Genomic DNA, 16,837 nt, shown 5'->3' on the forward strand with positions numbered 1-16,837 from the left:
CAGGGAGTACGGTATCGCAGTTGTTGAATCCGGCTGATTCGCCGCGATCAGATATTCCGAGCTCTTATGATGGGTATTTTCATCCGGCTGGCGCGCGTAGGCATGGGCACTGAAGGTGAATAGGATAAATACCAGGCTTGACCGAATTATTTTGTTAAATGACATCGTCGCGCAACGCTCTGCCGCATCCCGCCGTAATTGAGAAGAATTACTATCATAATAGTAGGGAGGATGCCGAAATTACATCTGTTTCCGGAAAATAGGGCTTCAGGATCGCCGGTATTCGGACGTTCCCATCCTGGTCCTGATAATTCTCAATTATAGCGACCAGCGTACGGCCCACGGCAAGCCCGGAACCGTTGAGCGTGTGCACCAGCTCCGGCTTTCCGGTATCGGGATTGCGCCAGCGCGCCAGCATCCGCCGCGCCTGAAAATCCACGAAGTTGCTGCACGAGGAAATCTCCCGATACCTGTTTTGTCCCGGCAGCCAGACTTCAATGTCGTATGTCTTGGCGGCGGCGAATCCCAGATCGCCCGCGCACAACTCGACCACGCGATACGGCAATGCGAGATCCTGTAGAACTTTTTCCGCATGACGGGTCAATTCCTCCAGGGCCGCGTAGGAATCCCGGGGACGGACAACCTGAACCAGCTCGACTTTCTCGAACTGGTGTTGCCGAATCATGCCGCGCGTGTCCTTGCCGTAAGAACCGGCCTCGCTGCGAAAGCACGGAGTATGGCAGACATATCTTCGTGGCATGTATTCATCATCGACGATGACATCTCGGACGATGTTGGTCACAGGAACTTCAGCCGTCGGGATGAGGTAATAATGTTGATCGCCTTGCAGTACGAAAAGGTCATGTGAGAATTTAGGCAACTGGCCGGTGCCGCGCAGGCTGTCGGCATTGACCAGATACGGGACGTAGGTCTCGGTATAGCCATGCTCACGCGTGTGCAAGTCGAGCATGAACTGGATGAGCGCGCGGTGCAGGCGCGCCAGAGCGCCACTCATGACCACGAAACGCGCGCCGGCGATCTTGGTGGCCGCGTCGAAATCCATCATGCCCAAGGCAGCGCCCAGATCGACATGATCCTTCGGCGTGAAATCGAATAGACGCGGTTCGCCCCAGCGCCGGATTTCCTTGTTGTCGTTCTCGTCCTTTCCATCCGGCACGCTGTCGTGCGGAATATTCGGAATTCCCAGCGCGATTTCACCGATGTCATTCTGTATCTGCGCCAGCTCGTTTTCCGACTGCATGAGTGCCGTGCCGATATTCGCCACTTCCTGCATCAGGCGGGAGGCATCTTCTCCCCTGGACTTGGCCGCACCGATCATTTTGGATTTTGCATTGCGTTCGCTCTGAAACTGCTGGGCGATCACCTGCGCTTTCTTGCGCTTTTCCTCGAGCGCGGCCAGCGCTTGCGTGTCCAGCCGGTAACCACGGCGGATGAGCAGGCGCGCGACCTCTTCGAGGTTGGTGCGGAGCAGTTTTGGGTCGAGCATGGCGATTTATTCTTGTCCAACAAATATTGTACGCAAAACCACGATGCACAGAAAGAACATCACGCGATCAGCGGCCGTTATTCACGTCAACGATATCCTCGGAGTGGACGGGCATGAACCAGCGTTGCGCGACAAAAGTCGGGATCACGGCGCTGGCGATCACGACTCCCACGAGCACCGAGTATTGGATCTGGTTCAGGTATCCGGTGTTGAACCCGAATACGCTGGCGATAGTGCCGAAGGTCAGCCCCGTGCTCATGAGCAGCGTGGTGTACATACTTCCGTGCGGCAGATAGCGCTTGGCGAGGAAATACACCCCGATGAATTTGGTCAGCATTTTGAGCGCAAAGAGCACGAGAAACAGCCCGAGCGCCGACGCAATCAGGGTAAACGATATCTTGATACCGCCGACGAGAAAGAACAGCGGCGTAATCACCGCATAGGCGACCGTGCGCAGCCGATTGCGCAGTTCCTTGGTCGTGGAAGACTCGGTGAAATGCTTGGACATCAGCAGGCCCAGCAGGAAGGCCGGCAGCACCGCATGCCCGTCGCCCAAGTTGGCAAAATAGATGAATATCAACAGCAGCACGAAGATGTACTTGATCTCGGGCTCGATCACCTTGTTCCTGAGGCGGGGATGTTCCAGTACGCGGTGCGAGAAGCCAACCGCCCCCACAATGACGATCACGGACACCGCCAGAAATGCGGCGGTGTAAAGCGTGGGTTTGATGAAAATAATGCTCAACGCCAGCGCCGTGCCCATGTCGGTAATGAACGTGGAGGCCATGATGATCTTGCCCAGTTCGCTCTTGTTCAAGCCGGTTTCGACCAGCACGGCGTAGACAACCGCCAGCGAGGTGGTCGACAGCGCGATGCCGGCTATCAGCGATGCATTCAGGTCCCATCCGCTGACGTAATAAGTAAAAGCCGCCACGCCGGCGAATGGCAGCAGGAAAGACAAGGCGCCGATCAGGAAGCTTTCCTTGAACTTGGCACGCATCAACTGCGTGTCGATCTCCGTGCCGGCCAGGAACGTCAGCAGAATGCCGCCGAACGTGGCGAGATAGTTCATCCACGGCTGCGCTTCCAAACCCAGATTGCCCGCCACCGCGCCGAGCGTGATCTCGATAATGGCGACCGACAGACCGAGCTTGAGGGAAATCAGACTGGAAATAAAGATAAGAATGCCGACAACGAGCGGCGCTACGTCAGCGTGCATAAATGCCTCCTCGAACATGCCGTTTGTTGGGAACGATGCTTGTAGGCATCATCAGCCGCTCGGGCGGTTAAAGGAGGAATGCCATCTCCTGACACTTTCATGGTAGGCAGCCGGCAGGACAGATGCAACTACCTGCCGGCGCCGGCACGTCAGTTCATGCTGACCCGCGCCGGCCGGGAAACAACGTAACCCGGCGGAAAAACGTCCTTGAACGGAAAATGACGCCTGACCAATCGGGTTAAGGATGTTCTTGTTTCATCATGAGCCGGAGTTGGCTTTTTCATACCAGTACTTGGCTTTATCCGGATCCGCGGTCAGGCCCAGCCGGCCTTCTTCATAGGCCCGTCCCAATGTCTTCTGTGCGCGTTTCTGTCCGTTGTTTGCCGCCTTGCGCAGCCACGCCAATGCCAAAGACTCGTCTTTCGTCAACCCCATTCCATACGCATAACCGACCGCGAGGCGGTACTGGCTGTCGGCATGATCTTTTTCCGCGGCCAGCCGGTACCATTTGGCCGCTGTCGCAAAATCCCGTGCAACACCTTCCCCCTTTTCGTATAAACGTCCGACGGCATATTGCGCCTGAGTATGCCCCTGTTCCGCCAGCGGCAGCCATAAATGGCGTGCCTTGGCATACTCATTGGCATGATAAGCCGTGTTACCCTTTTCGAACTCGACGTTTGCAGGTTTCTGTGTCTTCGTCGTTGGCGATGGCGATAAGGACGATGACACTGCCGGCGGAGATTTTGCCGGTGTGGCGAGCCCTCCGGCCACGACGGGCGCCGATGCAAAGCATATGGCGCAAACAAAGATTGAGTATTTTATTGTCGTTGTCATGGATAATAATAAATCATTTAATCATTTTCGGATTTTTTCCGGATTTGCTTTCTCCGGTTTTAAGTTTACGTCACGGGCTTTGCGGTCAAGCTCGCGCAAATGCGCCAAACGATCGGCTATTTTACTTTCCAGTCCTTGCGCGGTGGGGAAATAATACTGGCGCTTGCCCAGTTCCTCCGGGAAATAGTTCTCGCCGGCGGCATAGGCCTCCGCTTCGTCGTGCGCATAGCGATAATCTTTCGCATAGCCAAGCTCTTTCATCAACCGGGTCGGCGCGTTGCGCAAATGCAGCGGCACTTCCAACGATCCGCCCTCGCTGGCATCCTTCATCGCCGACGTCATGGCCGTGTATACCGCGTTGCTCTTGGGGGCACAGGCAAGATAGACAATGACTTGAGCGACTGCGAGTTCGCCTTCCGGGCTGCCCAGGCGCTCCTGGACATCCCAGGCATTCAAGGCCAATTGCAACGCGCGCGGATCGGCGTTGCCGATATCTTCCGAGGCCATGCGCACCACGCGCCGCGCGATGTAAAGCGGGTCGCATCCACCGTCGAGCATGCGCGCAAACCAGTATAAAGAGGCATCCGGATCGGAACCGCGCACGGATTTGTGCAATGCCGAGATCTGGTCATAGAATGCCTCGCCCTGCTTGTCGAAACGCCGCACGCCCCCGGCAATCACCTCCTTGATCAAATACACCGGAATCGCCTGCCTGTCATTTTGTTTCACCGACAGGTCAGCGGCGATTTCAAGCAGGTTCAACGCCCGGCGTGCATCGCCATCGGAAGCCCGCGCCAGCAGTTCGCGCGCTTCCTGGGGCATTTCCAGATGCTGCGATCCCAGACCCGCTTGCTCGTCCGTCAGCGCGCGGTCGATAACCCGCCGAATCTCCTCCGGTGTCAGGGCCTTGAGCACGTAAACACGCGTGCGGGAAAGCAAGGCATTGTTCAATTCAAAGGAGGGATTCTCCGTCGTGGCCCCGATAAAAGTGAGTGTCCCGTCTTCCACATAGGGCAGAAAACCGTCCTGCTGGGCCTTGTTGAACCGATGCACTTCATCGACGAACAACACGGTCGGATGTCCCTCCGCCTGGGCCTGCTTGGCGGTTTCGACGGCGGAGCGGATTTCCTTCACCCCGGCGAAAACAGCCGAGATGGCGATGAACCGCGATTCGGTGCGCTGGGCGATCAGGCGCGCGAGCGTGGTCTTGCCGGTCCCGGGAGGACCCCAAAAGATCATCGAATGGAGGATGCCCGCCTCGATCGCCTGACGCAGTGGCTTGTCCGGCGCCAGCAAATGCGCCTGACCGAAAAAATCGTCCAGTCGCCGGGGCCGCATCCGGTCCGCGAGCGGCTGCCAGGGCTTTATCTGCGTTTCCGGGAAAAGATCCTGCATGTCCGTGAGCGCCACGCTAATGATACCGGATGGAAAGAGTGCTCAAGGCGCTTTTGCCTCTTGTCCACCCACTACGTCTACGCCGGGAGGCGGCGTGAAAGTAAATCGATCCGGATCGATCCTGGTATTTTCCCTTGCCGCTTCGAATGTCATGCGTGTCGTGTGGCCGAGCCCGTCAATCATCTCCATTACACGTAACTTGCCCTGTAAAAATGCCATGCGGATATTCTGGTAGCCGCTGTCCTTGCGCCGGGGTGTCAGTAGCATCCACTCGAGGTCATCCTTTTCATCGAGCGGATTGATTCTGAAATTATCTTCCAGCCGTCCCTTGCCGGCAAGCAGCATGGCCGGCGTATCGGCCAGGCCATTCGTCAATGGCCGAACGGTCACCTGCCGTAGTCCGGCATCGTACACCCAGATGCGTTTGCCATCCGCGACGATTTCCTGCTGGTACGGCGATTCGTAATCCCAGCGGAATTTGTTGGGTCGCTGGATCCACAAAGTGCCCGACGATTCCTGGATCGGTTGGCGCGATTCGTCCATAACCACCTGGGTGAAGCGCGCGCTGATGCTGTGCACTTCCTTGAAGAAACGGTGCAGGCTGTCGGTGCCGGTTTTCGCCTTACCGGCTTCGGAAACAGGAGCGATTCCGAGCACCAGCAGGAACGCTAACATGAGATGGGTCTTGGTCATGAAAAAACCGGTTCAGAATCGGTTGGCTTATCGCCCCCGCAGGGGGAAGAATATTCTGCCGGCAGCATTTAACCGGTTCGCGGTGGCGGAGGGGCCAGAACTTCTCGGCTGCCGTTGGGCTGGAGCGGACCCACGACGCCGGCGCGCTCCATTTCCTCGATCAGGCGGGCGGCGCGGTTATATCCGATGCGCAAGCGGCGTTGCACGCCGGAGATGGAGGCGCGGCGGGTTTCGGTGACGATCTTCAGTGCTTCATCGTACAAGGGGTCGGCCTCGCCGTTCCCCCCACCGTCTCCACCGCTGCCTTCATCATGGAGGAAGCCCTGATCGTTGACACCGGCATCGCCATTCAGAATCTGCTCGTCGTACACCGGCGTGCTGCCTTGCTTGAGGAAATTCGTGACCTTGATCACTTCCTGGTCGGCAACAAAGGCGCCGTGCACACGCATCAGCGGTTGCCCGGGATTCAGGAACAGCATGTCGCCGGTCCCAAGCAGTTGTTCCGCGCCCATCTGGTCGAGCACGGTCCGCGAGTCCACGCGCGCGGACATTTGAAACGCAATGCGCGTGGGGATATTCGCCTTGATAAGTCCCGTGATGACATCTACCGAAGGGCGCTGCGTCGCCAACACCAGATGCAGCCCGGCGGCGCGCGCCTTTTGCGCGAGACGGGTAATGAGTTCTTCGACCTTTTTCCCGACCACCATCATCAAATCGGCCAATTCGTCCACCAGGATGACGATAAGCGGCAGTGTATTGAGCTCGATTCCCGCCTCGCCCGGCTGAACCAGCGGGTCGGTGATCGGAATACCCGCTTCCTGCGCATCCTTGATTTTGCGGTTATACCCGGCCAAATTGCGCACGCCCAGTGCGGCCATCAGGCGGTAGCGGCGTTCCATTTCGGCAATGCACCACTTGAAGGCGTTCGCCGCCTGCTTCATGTCCGTCACCACCGGGGCCAGCAATTGCGGAATGCCCTGATACGCCGCCAGTTCCAGCATCTTGGGATCGATCATGATCATGCGCACGTCTTCCGGCGTGGATTTGTACAGCAGGTTCAGAATCAGCGAGTTGATGCACACCGATTTTCCGGAACCCGTCGTGCCGGCGATAAGCAAATGCGGCATCTTGGCGATGTCCACCACGACCGGGTTGCCGCTGATGTCCTTGCCGAGCGCAAGCGACAGCGGCGACATGGATTCTTCGTAGGCCTGCGAAGCCAGCACCTCGGACAGGCGTACGGTCTCGCGCACTTCGTTGGGAATCTCGATGCCCACGGAGGTCTTGCCGGGGATATTCTCCACGACACGCAGACTGACCACGGACAATGAACGCGCGAGGTCGCGCTGCAGATTGGTGATTTGCGAGGCCTTGATCCCCGGGGCCGGTTCGATCTCGAACAGCGTGATGACCGGACCCGGATGGACCGCGACGACCTGCGCTTCAATGTCGAAATCGAGCAGTTTTTTCTCGAGCAATCGCGCCATCGTCTCCAGAGACTGCTTCGAGAATTGCGGCGCCTTGTCCTTTTCCGGCGGATCGAGCAAAGACAGCGGCGGCAACTCCCCCGGCGTTACGGGCAGATCGAACAACGGCACCTGCTTTTCCTTCTCCAGGCGACGGCCGGGCACAGGCTTGGTGATTACGGGCTCAATGCGCGGCGGGGTGTGTCGTTCCAGAACCCTGAGGTCGTCCTCGACGACCTCGCGCCGTTCGCGCCGCGCGCGCATGCCGATGATTCGGTCGATCAGCGTGGAGGAAGAACGATAGATCCCGTCAGCCAAGAGGAATGACCCGCGGCCGATATTGTCCATGAGCTTCAACCAGGACAGACCGGTATACACGGTAACGCTGGCGAGGAACAGCGCGAGCAAAAACAGCGAGGCGCCGGTGAAACTGAATTTTGACGCCAGCCAGAAGCCCGCGGCATTACCCAGCCAACCGCCGCTGGCAAACGGCATTCCGGTTTTCCCCTGCACGAAGTGCAGGCTGGCAAGTCCACAGGCTCCGATCAGGGCGCCGATAAAACTTCCCGTCAACAGAAACCGTTGCTTGAGCCCCGGCGAGGTCGGATCTTTCCGGTGCCAGTATATGCGCAAGCCGGAGAATCCGATCAGCAGCGGAAACAGGTAGGCGACATAGCCGAACAGATTGAAGAGCATGTCCGAGAACCAGGCACCCGCGGGACCCCCGGTATTCGCCACCGAATCGCTGGAGCCGAGATGCGACCACGATGGATCCGTGGGGGAATAGGTCCAGAGCGAAAACAGGATGTAGAGGGCGACAGCTCCGAGCACATACAAAGCCGCTTCTCGCAATAGGCGAATGATGCGCGGTGTCAGCGAAGGGCTGGTCTTTTTTCGGATTGCCTGCGTCACAACCTTCCTTAGCATGTCGTCGAGAACGGGCGATTTTCCCATTTTTCAGGGCTTTGCGCCAATTATTAATGGTCGTGGCCGGCGCTGGATCACCAACCCGCTGCTTGGTTACAAACCCTCGACATTCGGATCATTTCCCATCTTGTCGGAGCGGGCAAGGCAAGGACGTTTGTTGTCGACGACGCAAGAATTTGTCGAGCTTGGATCAGCGGATCGATTATCCGAGAAATGGACCCGTCACGATCGTCCCATGGCGCTGGTTTTCTTTACCGGCTTTATGATCATGGCGTAACATAGGCGCGACGATTGCGGTTGCCGCAGGGTGCGCCGCGAGAAGAACTTCCGTGAATGTTGCCCATCAAACGTTCCTGTCGCTCAACGGAGTCGCCTCATCATGGACAAGGTTAAACATTGCCGGCTGCTGATTCTGGGCTCCGGACCCGCCGGATATACCGCGGCGATCTACGCCGCGCGCGCCAATTTGGCTCCCGTCCTCATCACCGGCATGGAGCAGGGAGGTCAACTGATGACGACCACGGACGTGGACAACTGGCCTGGCGATGTCGAAGGCCTGCAAGGGCCGGGACTGATGGAGCGGATGCAAAAACATGCGGAGCGATTCAAAACCGAAATCATTTTCGATCACATTAACAAGGCGGAGCTCAAACAGAAACCTTTCCGCCTGACGGGGGATTCCGGCGTATACACCAGCGATGCGCTGATCATCGCGACCGGCGCCTCGGCGAAATATCTGGGTCTGCCCTCGGAAGAAACCTACAAAGGCAAGGGTGTCTCCGGCTGCGCTACCTGCGATGGGTTCTTTTTCAAGGGGCAGAAAGTCGCGGTCGTCGGCGGTGGCAACACCGCCGTGGAAGAGGCGCTTTATCTTTCCAATATCGTGTCCGACGTTACCGTGGTGCATCGGCGCGACAAATTCAGGGCCGAGGCCATTCTGGTGGACCGGATCATGGCCAAGACCAAAGGTGGCAACATCAACATCGAGTGGAACAACGAGGTGGATGAAATTCTCGGCGACAGGAAAATCGTCACCGGTTTACGCATCAAGGATAAAACCGGCAAGAAAAAAGATCTGTCCGTCCAGGGCGTATTCATCGCCATCGGACATCTGCCCAACACCGCCCTGTTCGAAGGCCAACTTGAAATGCAGGGCGGTTACATCAAGACCAGATGTGGCGACCAGGGAAATTCCACCGCCACCAGCATACCGGGCGTGTTTGCCGCCGGTGACGTTCAGGATCATGTTTACCGCCAGGCGGTCACATCGGCCGGCAGCGGCTGCATGGCGGCTTTGGATGCGGATCGCTATCTGCAAGATCTCAAGTAGTAGAGGCCGCTTATTTCCACGATACCTTAATATATGCCTTCCGCTTTCAATTGCCGGTCTTCGGAAGCGAAACATGTGGAGCCCGGTTCATGTCCGCGAGCGATGAAAAAGACGATGAATCCGACCTGTTCCGCAAGGCCGTCGGCAAGATCCGCCCGGTAAAACAGGACAAGATCCCGCCCCACCGTCCCCGCCGCAAGCCGGTGCCGGAACAAACCCGGCGCGATCAACGGGAAGTGATAAACAGCCTGCTATCGGATGAATACGACTCGGCTGAAATCGAAACCGGCGAGGAACTTATGCACGTCCGCCCCGGACTCCAGCAGACGGTTATCCGCAAACTGCGCCGCGGACAGTATGCCATCGAAGCCGAGCTTGATTTGCATGGCGCCACCGTCACGCAAGCCCGTGAAGCCGTTGATGAATTCCTCGGTGATGCACGCGAACGGGGAAAGCGATGTGTGCGCATCATTCACGGGAAAGGCCACAGCTCGGTGGGAAAAATGCCGGTCTTGAAGGGGAAGGTAAATTCCTGGCTGCGCCAGAAAGACGAAGTCCTCGCCTTCTGCTCCGCCCGTCCGAACGACGGGGGCACGGGGGCGGTCTATGTATTGTTGAAACGAATATGATTTGAATCGCCGGTCTAGTTATCATTCGCCCCATTAATCGTGCCGGAAGGAACACGTTATGTACGATAATCTGTTCACGATTCTGCAGATTCTGACTTATGCGTTTGTCTTTGTCGTCGGCACGGGTGTGTTGATTGTCATCTTCCTGTTCATCCGGGACATCACCCAAACCGAGAATGCCATACGCCGCAACTTTCCGGTCATCGGTCGCTTCCGTCCGCTGTTCGAAAAACTCGGGGAATTCTTTCGGCAGTATTTCTTCGCCCTCGACCGTGAGGAGATGCCGTTCAACCGCGCCGAACGCAACTGGGTTTACCGTGCCGCCACCGCGCAAGATAAGGGCAATACCGTGGCATTCGGTTCCACCCGCGATATGCGTGCGCCCGGTTCGATTATCTTCGTCAATTGCCCTTTTCCCACCCTTGAAGTGGACGCCTCTACGCCACAGCCGTTGACCTTCGGGCCTTACTGCCGGCATCCCTACATCGCCTCCTCCTTTTTCAATATTTCGGCCATGAGCTACGGTTCGATATCCAAACCTGCCGTTCAGGCGCTCTCGCGTGGCGCCAAAATGGCGGGTTGTTGGCTCAATACCGGTGAAGGCGGATTGTCCCCGTACCATCTCGAAGGCGGCTGCGATCTGGTTTTTCAGATTGGCACGGCCAAGTATGGCGTGCGCGACGAGATCGGAATACTGAGCGATGAAAAGTTGCGCGAAGTGGCGGCGCACGATCAGGTAAAAATGTTCGAGCTTAAACTGTCGCAGGGAGCCAAGCCCGGCAAGGGCGGCATTCTCCCGGGAGCAAAAGTCACTCCGGACGTGGCGCGGATACGGGGAATCCCGGCCTATAAGGATTCCATCAGTCCGAACCGTCACCCCGACATCAACACCGTTGGGGAGTTGCTGGATCAAATCGAGCGCATTCGTCGAGTGACCGGGAAACCAACCGGATTCAAAGCCGTCATCGGCGCCTACGGGTGGCTCGATTCCCTCGCCGACGAAATCAGGCGACGCGGGAATGAAAGCGCGCCGGATTTCATCACCGTCGACAGCGGTGACGGCGGAAGCGGCGCAGCACCGATGAGCCTCATGGATAACGTCGGCATGTTGCTGCGCGAGAGCCTCCCGCTCGTGGTGGATAAACTGCGCGAGCATGGATTGCGCGATCGCATCCGGGTGATTGCCTCCGGCAAGCTTATCAATCCCGCGGAGGTCGCCTGGGCGCTGTGCCTGGGCGCCGATTTCGTGAATTCCGCGCGCGGATTCATGTTTTCACTGGGATGCATCCAGGCGTTGCGCTGCAACAAGGACACCTGCCCGACCGGCATCACCACCCATAATCCGAAACTGCAGCGCGGACTCGACCCGGCCAACAAAGCCGTACGCGTCGCCAATTACGCGCGCAACATGGAATACGAGGTGGGCGTGATCGCGCACTCCTGCGGCGTGGCCGAGCCACGGCGATTGAAGCGCTATCATGCGCGGGTCGTCACGGAAAGCGGACGGAGTCTTTCGCTGGCCGATATCTATCCTGAAGTCAAAACGGCCGCGCCCGATCTTGGTACCCCGAACACCGTCAACTGAGCCTTCCAGGAAGACCCTAACTTTATCGAATAAAAAGCATGAATCCGGCGGGCACTCTTAAAGATATATAACACGGTATCGATCGCCTCGTGTCAGTCCGCCTCCCACGGCGGTACCGGGGTGAATTTTTCGACAAGAAAATCGATGAATGCCCGCACCTTGGGTGACATGTGCCGGCGATGCGGATAGACCGCCAGAATCGAGGCCTTCTCATGGACGTAGGCCGGCAGAAGATGGACCAACCGACCGGCTTTCACGTCCGCGCCGACGAGATAGGTCGAAAGCCGGGCGATGCCAAGTCCGGCCAGCACCGCGTAATAAACGGTATCGGCGCTGTTGGTTTCGAAATTTCCGGAGACATGCAGGACACGGCTGCCCTCGGGGCCTTCGAATTCCCAATCGTTGAAGGTGGTTACCGTGTACAACATCAGGCAATTGTGTTTCATCAGGTCATCGGGGGTCTGCGGAACACCATGCGCCTCGAGATAGGACGGAGCCGCGCATACGATGCGCCGGTTGATGGCAAGCCGGCGCGCGACGAGCGAGGGATCGGTCATCTGCTCGGTGAAACGTATGGCGACGTCGACGCCTTCGTCCACCAAGTCAACGGTGCGGTCGGTGACTTCCAGAATCACCCGCAGCTCCGGGTAGCGGCTGAGGAACTCCGGGATCAGGGGGAGAACGCGGTTTTTCGCGAACGCGACGGTCGAGGCCACGCGCAGTGTTCCGCGCACGTTTCCGTGCAGGGCCGTAACCCACTCCTCGGCTTCTGAGATTTCCGTCGCGATGCGCGCGCTGCGCTCATAGAATAAACGACCCTCATCCGTCAGGCTGATATGACGGGTGGTGCGATTCAGCAACCGCACCCCGAGCCGGGTCTCCAGACGACTGATCTGCTTGCTGACGGCCGAAGGCGTCAGCTCGAGCGCTCGTGCGGCGGCGGAAAAACCTCCCTCCTGAACCGCGCGCGCGAAAATCAGCATCTGAGTGGCAATATCCATGGCAAACCTATCCGTGCCCTGCAGTCACAAGTGATGTGACCATTATCCCTCTAATTTTCCAGGAGGTCAGCCACTATTCTCTCTGCAGTGCATTATCAACCGCGTTAAACGCAAGGAGGTATCGATGAGCACTGATGTCGAGAAATTGAGTTATGTCGCCCCGACACCTGATGAAATCGAGTGGCATGTCAGGCATGCCCGGCAACTGCGTAGCGAGGCTATCGCCGCTGGCGTCCGGCAGTTAATCGGCCGTAGACGCCCTCGTGCCGGGAACTTAAAAGCGCCGGATGGCGGCGCCCTGTGCCAGGCCGCGGCAAAGCGGCACGCACACGGAACGTGCCAATAGGCGACGCGCTGCGCGCCAGAATAGATTTCTAACTTTACGAGGAGATTGTTCGATGGATGCTAAGGTTGAAAGCGCTGCCTATGCCGAAGCGCTGCCGGCTCTAAAATCAGGTGGGTTCGCCCTTTCCGAAATGCTGACACCGATCGGTCAAGGCGTTGTCAAGATCGTAACAACGTTCCGAATCGCCAATATTGTCGCGAATCGGGCCGATCGATATTACGCCATGGATGACGCGCAACTTGCGAAGATCGGGCTGACACGCGACGGCATACCGGCTGAATTGGTACGATTATTTTCCGCGCTTGAATAAATCACGCTGTCCTTGAAACAGTGCGATCGTGCGTGATCCAGTGATTCCACCCGTCGACCGGGGTGGCAGTACGCATCCACAGGCTTCTTAGCTTGCCCTGACCCCTCGGGGACGCCCTGGAAACGCGGCGGCCGGTTGTATCGCCGGGGGTGATTTCGACAATATCGGCTTGGCGCTGGCTTTTTTCTGCGGCTGACCCGCAAATTTGAATCGCTTGACCAGGGAATCCAGACGGTTTGTCTCGGCTTCGAAAGCGAGCGTGGCAGCCGTGGTCTCTTCCACCAGGGAGGCGTTTTGTTGGGTGACGTCATCCAACTGCGCCAGCGTCCTGCTGATCTGATCCACCCCCGTGCTCTGCTCCTGGGAGGCGGCCGCGATCTCACCGATCAATTCAGTCACTTTGGACACGCTCGTGACAATGTTGTCGATGATTTCGCCGGCTTCCGCCACGAGCTCGCTGCCTATGTTGACGTCGCTGGCGGATTCCTTGATCAACTCCTTGACCTGCTTGGCCGCCTGGGTGCTTCTCTGAGCGAGGTTTCTCACTTCGCTCGCCACCACGGCAAACCCATGGCCCTGCTCGCCAGCCCGTGCCGCCTCCACCGACGCATTGAGCGCCAACAGATTGGTCTGGAAAGCGATGTCCTCGATGAGGCCGACAATGTCCCCGATGTTTTTTGAACTCTTTTCGATCATAGCCATGCGTTCGACTACCTTGCGCACCGTATGCGCGCCTTTCTCGGCGATCGCGCTGGCGCTTTTGGATAGGCCGCTGGCCTGCTGGCAATTTTCCGCGTTCAGTTTTGCCGACCCTGACAGTTGTTCCATTCCCGCGGCGGTCTCTTCCAGTGCCGCGGCCTGCTCCTCGGTGCGCTGCGATAAATTCACATGCCCGGCGGCGATCTCATTTGCCGCAACGCGAATGGTTTCGGCACTGACGGCTACCTGACCCACGATCTCGCGCAGGCTGGCGAGCGCCTGATTGAGAGTTTTGCATGTCTGGCCGAACTGGCCGCGCAACAGCCTAAGATTGGTTCCCTGGTCTTCGATTTCGCTCAGATCGTGTTCGTCGATGCGCTTTGCCAGTCGGTTGACATGGCGCCAGCCATATTTGGAAGAGAAATACAATCCGCCGAGGAAATAGAGCGCGAGCAGCAAAGTGGCGCCGATGCCGATGAGCGCCGCCCTGGTGAGATCCGCGTAGGCATGATAAATCGCGATCGCCAGAGGGATCATAAAAAATCCACCGACAATCGGAAACCGGGCCATATTGGTAAGTCTGATGTACATGGCCACGGCGGGCTTGAAAATCCAATCCATAATCAGTTCCTGTCAGAATTATTTCCCGCGCCACTATCGTGTGTGGCGGGAAGGATTTGCCTTGAATTTGCGTCGCAGCCGTAAAGCCAGGCATACGACCTGGATACTACGAAGTGTAGCCCAAGAAATCAGTGAATTTAGCGGGTTAGGGGCCGGACTATCCAGTAATTCCCCGTTGCGATGCCCAAGAGGGAATTGGGACATTAGCCGTGCCACACGTAAACCGATCCACCGGATACGACGGCTGATGGCCGGATGCACGCTGCAACAATTCGGCAGGGCCGATTCAGCTGAAGGAAACCGGGGATATTGGGCCAGCGTCAGCTTACCTTGATATTCTAAGCATACTTAAAATAAGAAAAGGTAAATACCGCCGGCAAAGTACCGGCTATGCGGTTGCGGCCGCGCTGAATGGGGTGCTGGGTTTGCCCGGGAAAAACCAAGCGAAACCGGTAGATCCTCTACTCGAAACCAAGCCAAGCCTAACACCTCAATCGATCAGGCGACGTCGTGATTGGCCAGCAGTTCCAGGGCCTTCACCATCGCCGAATGATCCCAGTCGCTGCCGCCGTGCGCCGCGCAGGCATTGAACAATTCTTGGGCGTTGGCGGTATTCGGCAGGCTGATTTTCAGCAACCGGGCGTTTGACAGCGCCAAACTGAGATCTTTCTGGTGCAAGCTGATCCGAAAACCGGGATTGAACGTGCGCTTGATCATCCGCTCGCCGTGAACTTCGAGAATCTTGGAGGAGGCAAACCCGCCCATGAGCGCCTGCCGAACCTTGGCCGGATCCGCGCCCGCTTTCGAGGCGAATAACAGGGCCTCGGCGACCGCCTCGATGTTCAACGCGACGATAATCTGGTTGGCCACCTTGCAGGTCTGCCCGTCGCCGTTACCGCCCACCAGCGTGATGTTCTTGCCCATCAATTCGAACAGCGGCTTGATTTTATCGAAAGTTTTCTGTTCACCGCCAACCATGATCGTCAGCGTCGCCGCTTTAGCGCCGACCTCGCCGCCGGAGACGGGCGCGTCGAGGTATTCGCAACCGAGTTCATTGATGCGCCTGGCGAATTGCTTGGTTTCGACCGGCGATATCGAACTCATGTCCACCACGATTTTTCCCTTGCTTAAACCTTCGGCCACGCCGTTTTCATTGAACAGAACGGCCTGCACATGCGGCGTATCCGGCACCATGATGATGATTATTTCGGCGTTCTTGGCCACTTCCTTGCCGCTATTGCAGGCGACCGCGCCGCCGTCGAGCAACTCCTTGGGCAAAGGATTGATGTCGTGCAGAAACAGGTTGTGACCGCCCGCTTGCAGATGTCCCGCCATCGGGCGGCCCATGATGCCCAGTCCGATAAATCCAATCTTGCTCATGTTTCCTCCAAATTCCTGTTACGTTACATGATTCCTGATTGATGTCAGTTCAGCATCACCTTACGAAGTAAAATGCTGTGCCGATTCACCTACAGATTCTTGAACCAGCTTAATCCTTCATTAGTGGTTGTTTTCGGTTTGTATTCGCAACCGATCCATCCTTTATACCCAAGACCATCGATGAATTTGTACAGAAAGGGATAATTTATTTCGCCGGTTCCCGGTTCGTGACGACCCGGGTTGTCCGCCAACTGCATGTGGGCAATCCGTTTGAGATTGGTCTCAATCGTACGTGCCAAATCGCCTTCCATGATTTGCATATGATAAATATCGTATTGCAGATACAAATTATCCGAGCCGACATCCTTGAAAATCTCAAGCGCCTGATTGGTATGGCACAGGTAAAATCCCGGAATGTCACGCGTGTTGATCGGTTCCGCCAGAAGATGAATTCCGGCCTGGCCGAGTTTGTCGGCGGCAAATTTGAGGTTGCTCACGAGCGTTGACCGTATCTTTCCGGCATCAACACCTTTTGGTGCAATACCGGCCAGGCAGTTAATTTGCTTGCAGCCCAGGCTCTTGGCATAGTCGATCGCCTTGCCGACCCCTTCCTGAAATTCATTCACGCGATCCGGCAGGCAGCCAATCCCCCGTTCGCCACCGCCCCAATCCCCGGCGGGAAGATTATGCAAAACTTGCGTCAGGCCGTGCTTGTTTAATTTCTCCGCCAATTGCTCCTTCGGGTAGGCGTAGGGAAACAAATACTCCACCCCTTTGAATCCGGATTTGGCGGCGGCCTCGAAGCGTTCCATAAAATCCACTTCGTTGAACATCATGGTCAGATTGGCGGCAAACTTGGGCATTCCTTCAATCTCCTGGGAAAAGTAGGTCACGC

Annotated in this window: 16 protein-coding genes and 1 riboswitch; of the genes, 6 read left to right on the forward strand and 10 right to left on the reverse strand. The window is 57.3% G+C overall.

All coding sequences use genetic code 11. The annotated features are described in order from the left end of the window. Positions 1 to 214 precede the first annotated feature (214 nt). The 6 genes from serS to WD823_RS11090 all read right to left on the reverse strand — a co-directional run bounded on the left by serS (position 215) and on the right by WD823_RS11090 (position 7,966). Complete coding sequence (gene serS, locus WD823_RS11065; protein ID WP_368429555.1) at positions 215 to 1,507, reverse strand: serine--tRNA ligase; 1,293 nt, start codon at positions 1,505 to 1,507, stop codon at positions 215 to 217. Between the two features lie 67 nt (positions 1,508 to 1,574). Beyond that, positions 1,575 to 2,726: a cation:proton antiporter gene (locus WD823_RS11070; protein ID WP_368429556.1), complete on the reverse strand. Its 1,152-nt coding sequence runs from the start codon at positions 2,724 to 2,726 to the stop codon at positions 1,575 to 1,577. 35 nt (positions 2,727 to 2,761) lie between these two features. Then, positions 2,762 to 2,824, reverse strand: a riboswitch (Fluoride riboswitch). 160 nt (positions 2,825 to 2,984) lie between these two features. After that, a complete protein-coding gene (locus WD823_RS11075) occupies positions 2,985 to 3,455 on the reverse strand; it encodes a tetratricopeptide repeat protein (protein WP_368429557.1) in 471 nt (156 codons plus the stop codon). Positions 3,456 to 3,581: 126 nt separating this feature from the next. Beyond that, complete coding sequence (locus WD823_RS11080) at positions 3,582 to 4,955, reverse strand: replication-associated recombination protein A (protein ID WP_368429760.1); 1,374 nt, start codon at positions 4,953 to 4,955, stop codon at positions 3,582 to 3,584. Positions 4,956 to 4,997: 42 nt separating this feature from the next. Further along, positions 4,998 to 5,648, reverse strand: coding sequence for an outer membrane lipoprotein chaperone LolA (gene lolA, locus WD823_RS11085; RefSeq protein WP_368429558.1), 651 nt, complete (start codon positions 5,646 to 5,648; stop codon positions 4,998 to 5,000). Positions 5,649 to 5,716: 68 nt separating this feature from the next. Continuing rightward, on the reverse strand, positions 5,717 to 7,966 hold the full coding sequence (locus WD823_RS11090; protein WP_368429559.1) for a DNA translocase FtsK: 2,250 nt from the start codon (positions 7,964 to 7,966) through the stop codon (positions 5,717 to 5,719). A gap of 7 nt (positions 7,967 to 7,973) precedes the next feature. On the opposite strand from WD823_RS11090, the gene WD823_RS11095 reads away from it, so the two are divergent. From WD823_RS11095 to WD823_RS11110, 4 genes are all read left to right on the forward strand, one after another. Next, complete coding sequence (locus WD823_RS11095; RefSeq protein WP_368429560.1) at positions 7,974 to 8,318, forward strand: hypothetical protein; 345 nt, start codon at positions 7,974 to 7,976, stop codon at positions 8,316 to 8,318. Between the two features lie 102 nt (positions 8,319 to 8,420). Then, positions 8,421 to 9,371, forward strand: a complete 951-nt coding sequence (gene trxB, locus WD823_RS11100; RefSeq protein WP_368429561.1) for a thioredoxin-disulfide reductase — start codon at positions 8,421 to 8,423, stop codon at positions 9,369 to 9,371. A gap of 89 nt (positions 9,372 to 9,460) precedes the next feature. Further along, entirely contained in the window at positions 9,461 to 10,000 is a 540-nt protein-coding gene (locus tag WD823_RS11105; protein ID WP_368429562.1) for a Smr/MutS family protein, read from the forward strand. A 58-nt stretch (positions 10,001 to 10,058) separates the two neighbouring features. After that, on the forward strand, positions 10,059 to 11,585 hold the full coding sequence (locus tag WD823_RS11110; protein ID WP_368429563.1) for an FMN-binding glutamate synthase family protein: 1,527 nt from the start codon (positions 10,059 to 10,061) through the stop codon (positions 11,583 to 11,585). A 92-nt stretch (positions 11,586 to 11,677) separates the two neighbouring features. On the opposite strand, the gene WD823_RS11115 is transcribed toward WD823_RS11110, so the two are convergent. Continuing rightward, on the reverse strand, positions 11,678 to 12,586 hold the full coding sequence (locus WD823_RS11115; RefSeq protein WP_368429564.1) for a LysR family transcriptional regulator: 909 nt from the start codon (positions 12,584 to 12,586) through the stop codon (positions 11,678 to 11,680). A 124-nt stretch (positions 12,587 to 12,710) separates the two neighbouring features. On the opposite strand from WD823_RS11115, the gene WD823_RS11120 reads away from it, so the two are divergent. Both WD823_RS11120 and WD823_RS11125 read left to right on the forward strand, forming a co-directional pair. Next, a complete protein-coding gene (locus WD823_RS11120; RefSeq protein ID WP_368429565.1) occupies positions 12,711 to 12,932 on the forward strand; it encodes a hypothetical protein in 222 nt (73 codons plus the stop codon). A gap of 52 nt (positions 12,933 to 12,984) precedes the next feature. Next, positions 12,985 to 13,242 (forward strand): hypothetical protein, encoded by a 258-nt coding sequence (locus WD823_RS11125; RefSeq protein WP_368429566.1) that lies wholly within the window; start codon positions 12,985 to 12,987, stop codon positions 13,240 to 13,242. Positions 13,243 to 13,329: 87 nt separating this feature from the next. Here WD823_RS11125 and WD823_RS11130 read toward each other — a convergent pair whose 3' ends face one another. From WD823_RS11130 to hyi, 3 genes are all read right to left on the reverse strand, one after another. Further along, the gene (locus WD823_RS11130; RefSeq protein WP_368429567.1) at positions 13,330 to 14,562 is read right to left on the reverse strand and encodes a methyl-accepting chemotaxis protein; all 1,233 of its coding nucleotides are present in this window, start codon (positions 14,560 to 14,562) and stop codon (positions 13,330 to 13,332) included. A gap of 498 nt (positions 14,563 to 15,060) precedes the next feature. Further along, the gene (glxR, locus tag WD823_RS11135; RefSeq protein WP_368429568.1) at positions 15,061 to 15,942 is read right to left on the reverse strand and encodes a 2-hydroxy-3-oxopropionate reductase; all 882 of its coding nucleotides are present in this window, start codon (positions 15,940 to 15,942) and stop codon (positions 15,061 to 15,063) included. A gap of 89 nt (positions 15,943 to 16,031) precedes the next feature. Beyond that, complete coding sequence (gene hyi / locus WD823_RS11140) at positions 16,032 to 16,805, reverse strand: hydroxypyruvate isomerase (RefSeq protein ID WP_368429569.1); 774 nt, start codon at positions 16,803 to 16,805, stop codon at positions 16,032 to 16,034. Positions 16,806 to 16,837 lie beyond the last annotated feature (32 nt).

Origin of the sequence: Sulfuricaulis sp. (assembly GCF_040901545.1) — a bacterium.
In the GTDB taxonomy this organism is placed as follows: domain Bacteria; phylum Pseudomonadota; class Gammaproteobacteria; order Acidiferrobacterales; family Sulfurifustaceae; genus Sulfuricaulis.

What these genes read in the sequence shown, in the direction of transcription:
- serS (WP_368429555.1), bottom strand. Translation starts at nt 1,507, where the DNA reads ATGCTCGACCCAAAACTGCTCCGCACCAACCTCGAAGAGGTCGCGCGC.
- WD823_RS11070 (WP_368429556.1), bottom strand. Translation starts at nt 2,726, where the DNA reads ATGCACGCTGACGTAGCGCCGCTCGTTGTCGGCATTCTTATCTTTATT.
- WD823_RS11080 (WP_368429760.1), bottom strand. Translation starts at nt 4,955, where the DNA reads ATGCAGGATCTTTTCCCGGAAACGCAGATAAAGCCCTGGCAGCCGCTC.
- lolA (WP_368429558.1), bottom strand. Translation starts at nt 5,648, where the DNA reads ATGACCAAGACCCATCTCATGTTAGCGTTCCTGCTGGTGCTCGGAATC.
- WD823_RS11095 (WP_368429560.1), top strand. Translation starts at nt 7,974, where the DNA reads ATGATGCGCGGTGTCAGCGAAGGGCTGGTCTTTTTTCGGATTGCCTGC.
- trxB (WP_368429561.1), top strand. Translation starts at nt 8,421, where the DNA reads ATGGACAAGGTTAAACATTGCCGGCTGCTGATTCTGGGCTCCGGACCC.
- WD823_RS11105 (WP_368429562.1), top strand. Translation starts at nt 9,461, where the DNA reads ATGTCCGCGAGCGATGAAAAAGACGATGAATCCGACCTGTTCCGCAAG.
- WD823_RS11110 (WP_368429563.1), top strand. Translation starts at nt 10,059, where the DNA reads ATGTACGATAATCTGTTCACGATTCTGCAGATTCTGACTTATGCGTTT.
- WD823_RS11115 (WP_368429564.1), bottom strand. Translation starts at nt 12,586, where the DNA reads ATGGATATTGCCACTCAGATGCTGATTTTCGCGCGCGCGGTTCAGGAG.
- WD823_RS11120 (WP_368429565.1), top strand. Translation starts at nt 12,711, where the DNA reads ATGAGCACTGATGTCGAGAAATTGAGTTATGTCGCCCCGACACCTGAT.
- WD823_RS11125 (WP_368429566.1), top strand. Translation starts at nt 12,985, where the DNA reads ATGGATGCTAAGGTTGAAAGCGCTGCCTATGCCGAAGCGCTGCCGGCT.
- WD823_RS11130 (WP_368429567.1), bottom strand. Translation starts at nt 14,562, where the DNA reads ATGGATTGGATTTTCAAGCCCGCCGTGGCCATGTACATCAGACTTACC.
- glxR (WP_368429568.1), bottom strand. Translation starts at nt 15,942, where the DNA reads ATGAGCAAGATTGGATTTATCGGACTGGGCATCATGGGCCGCCCGATG.
- hyi (WP_368429569.1), bottom strand. Translation starts at nt 16,805, where the DNA reads ATGCCCAAGTTTGCCGCCAATCTGACCATGATGTTCAACGAAGTGGAT.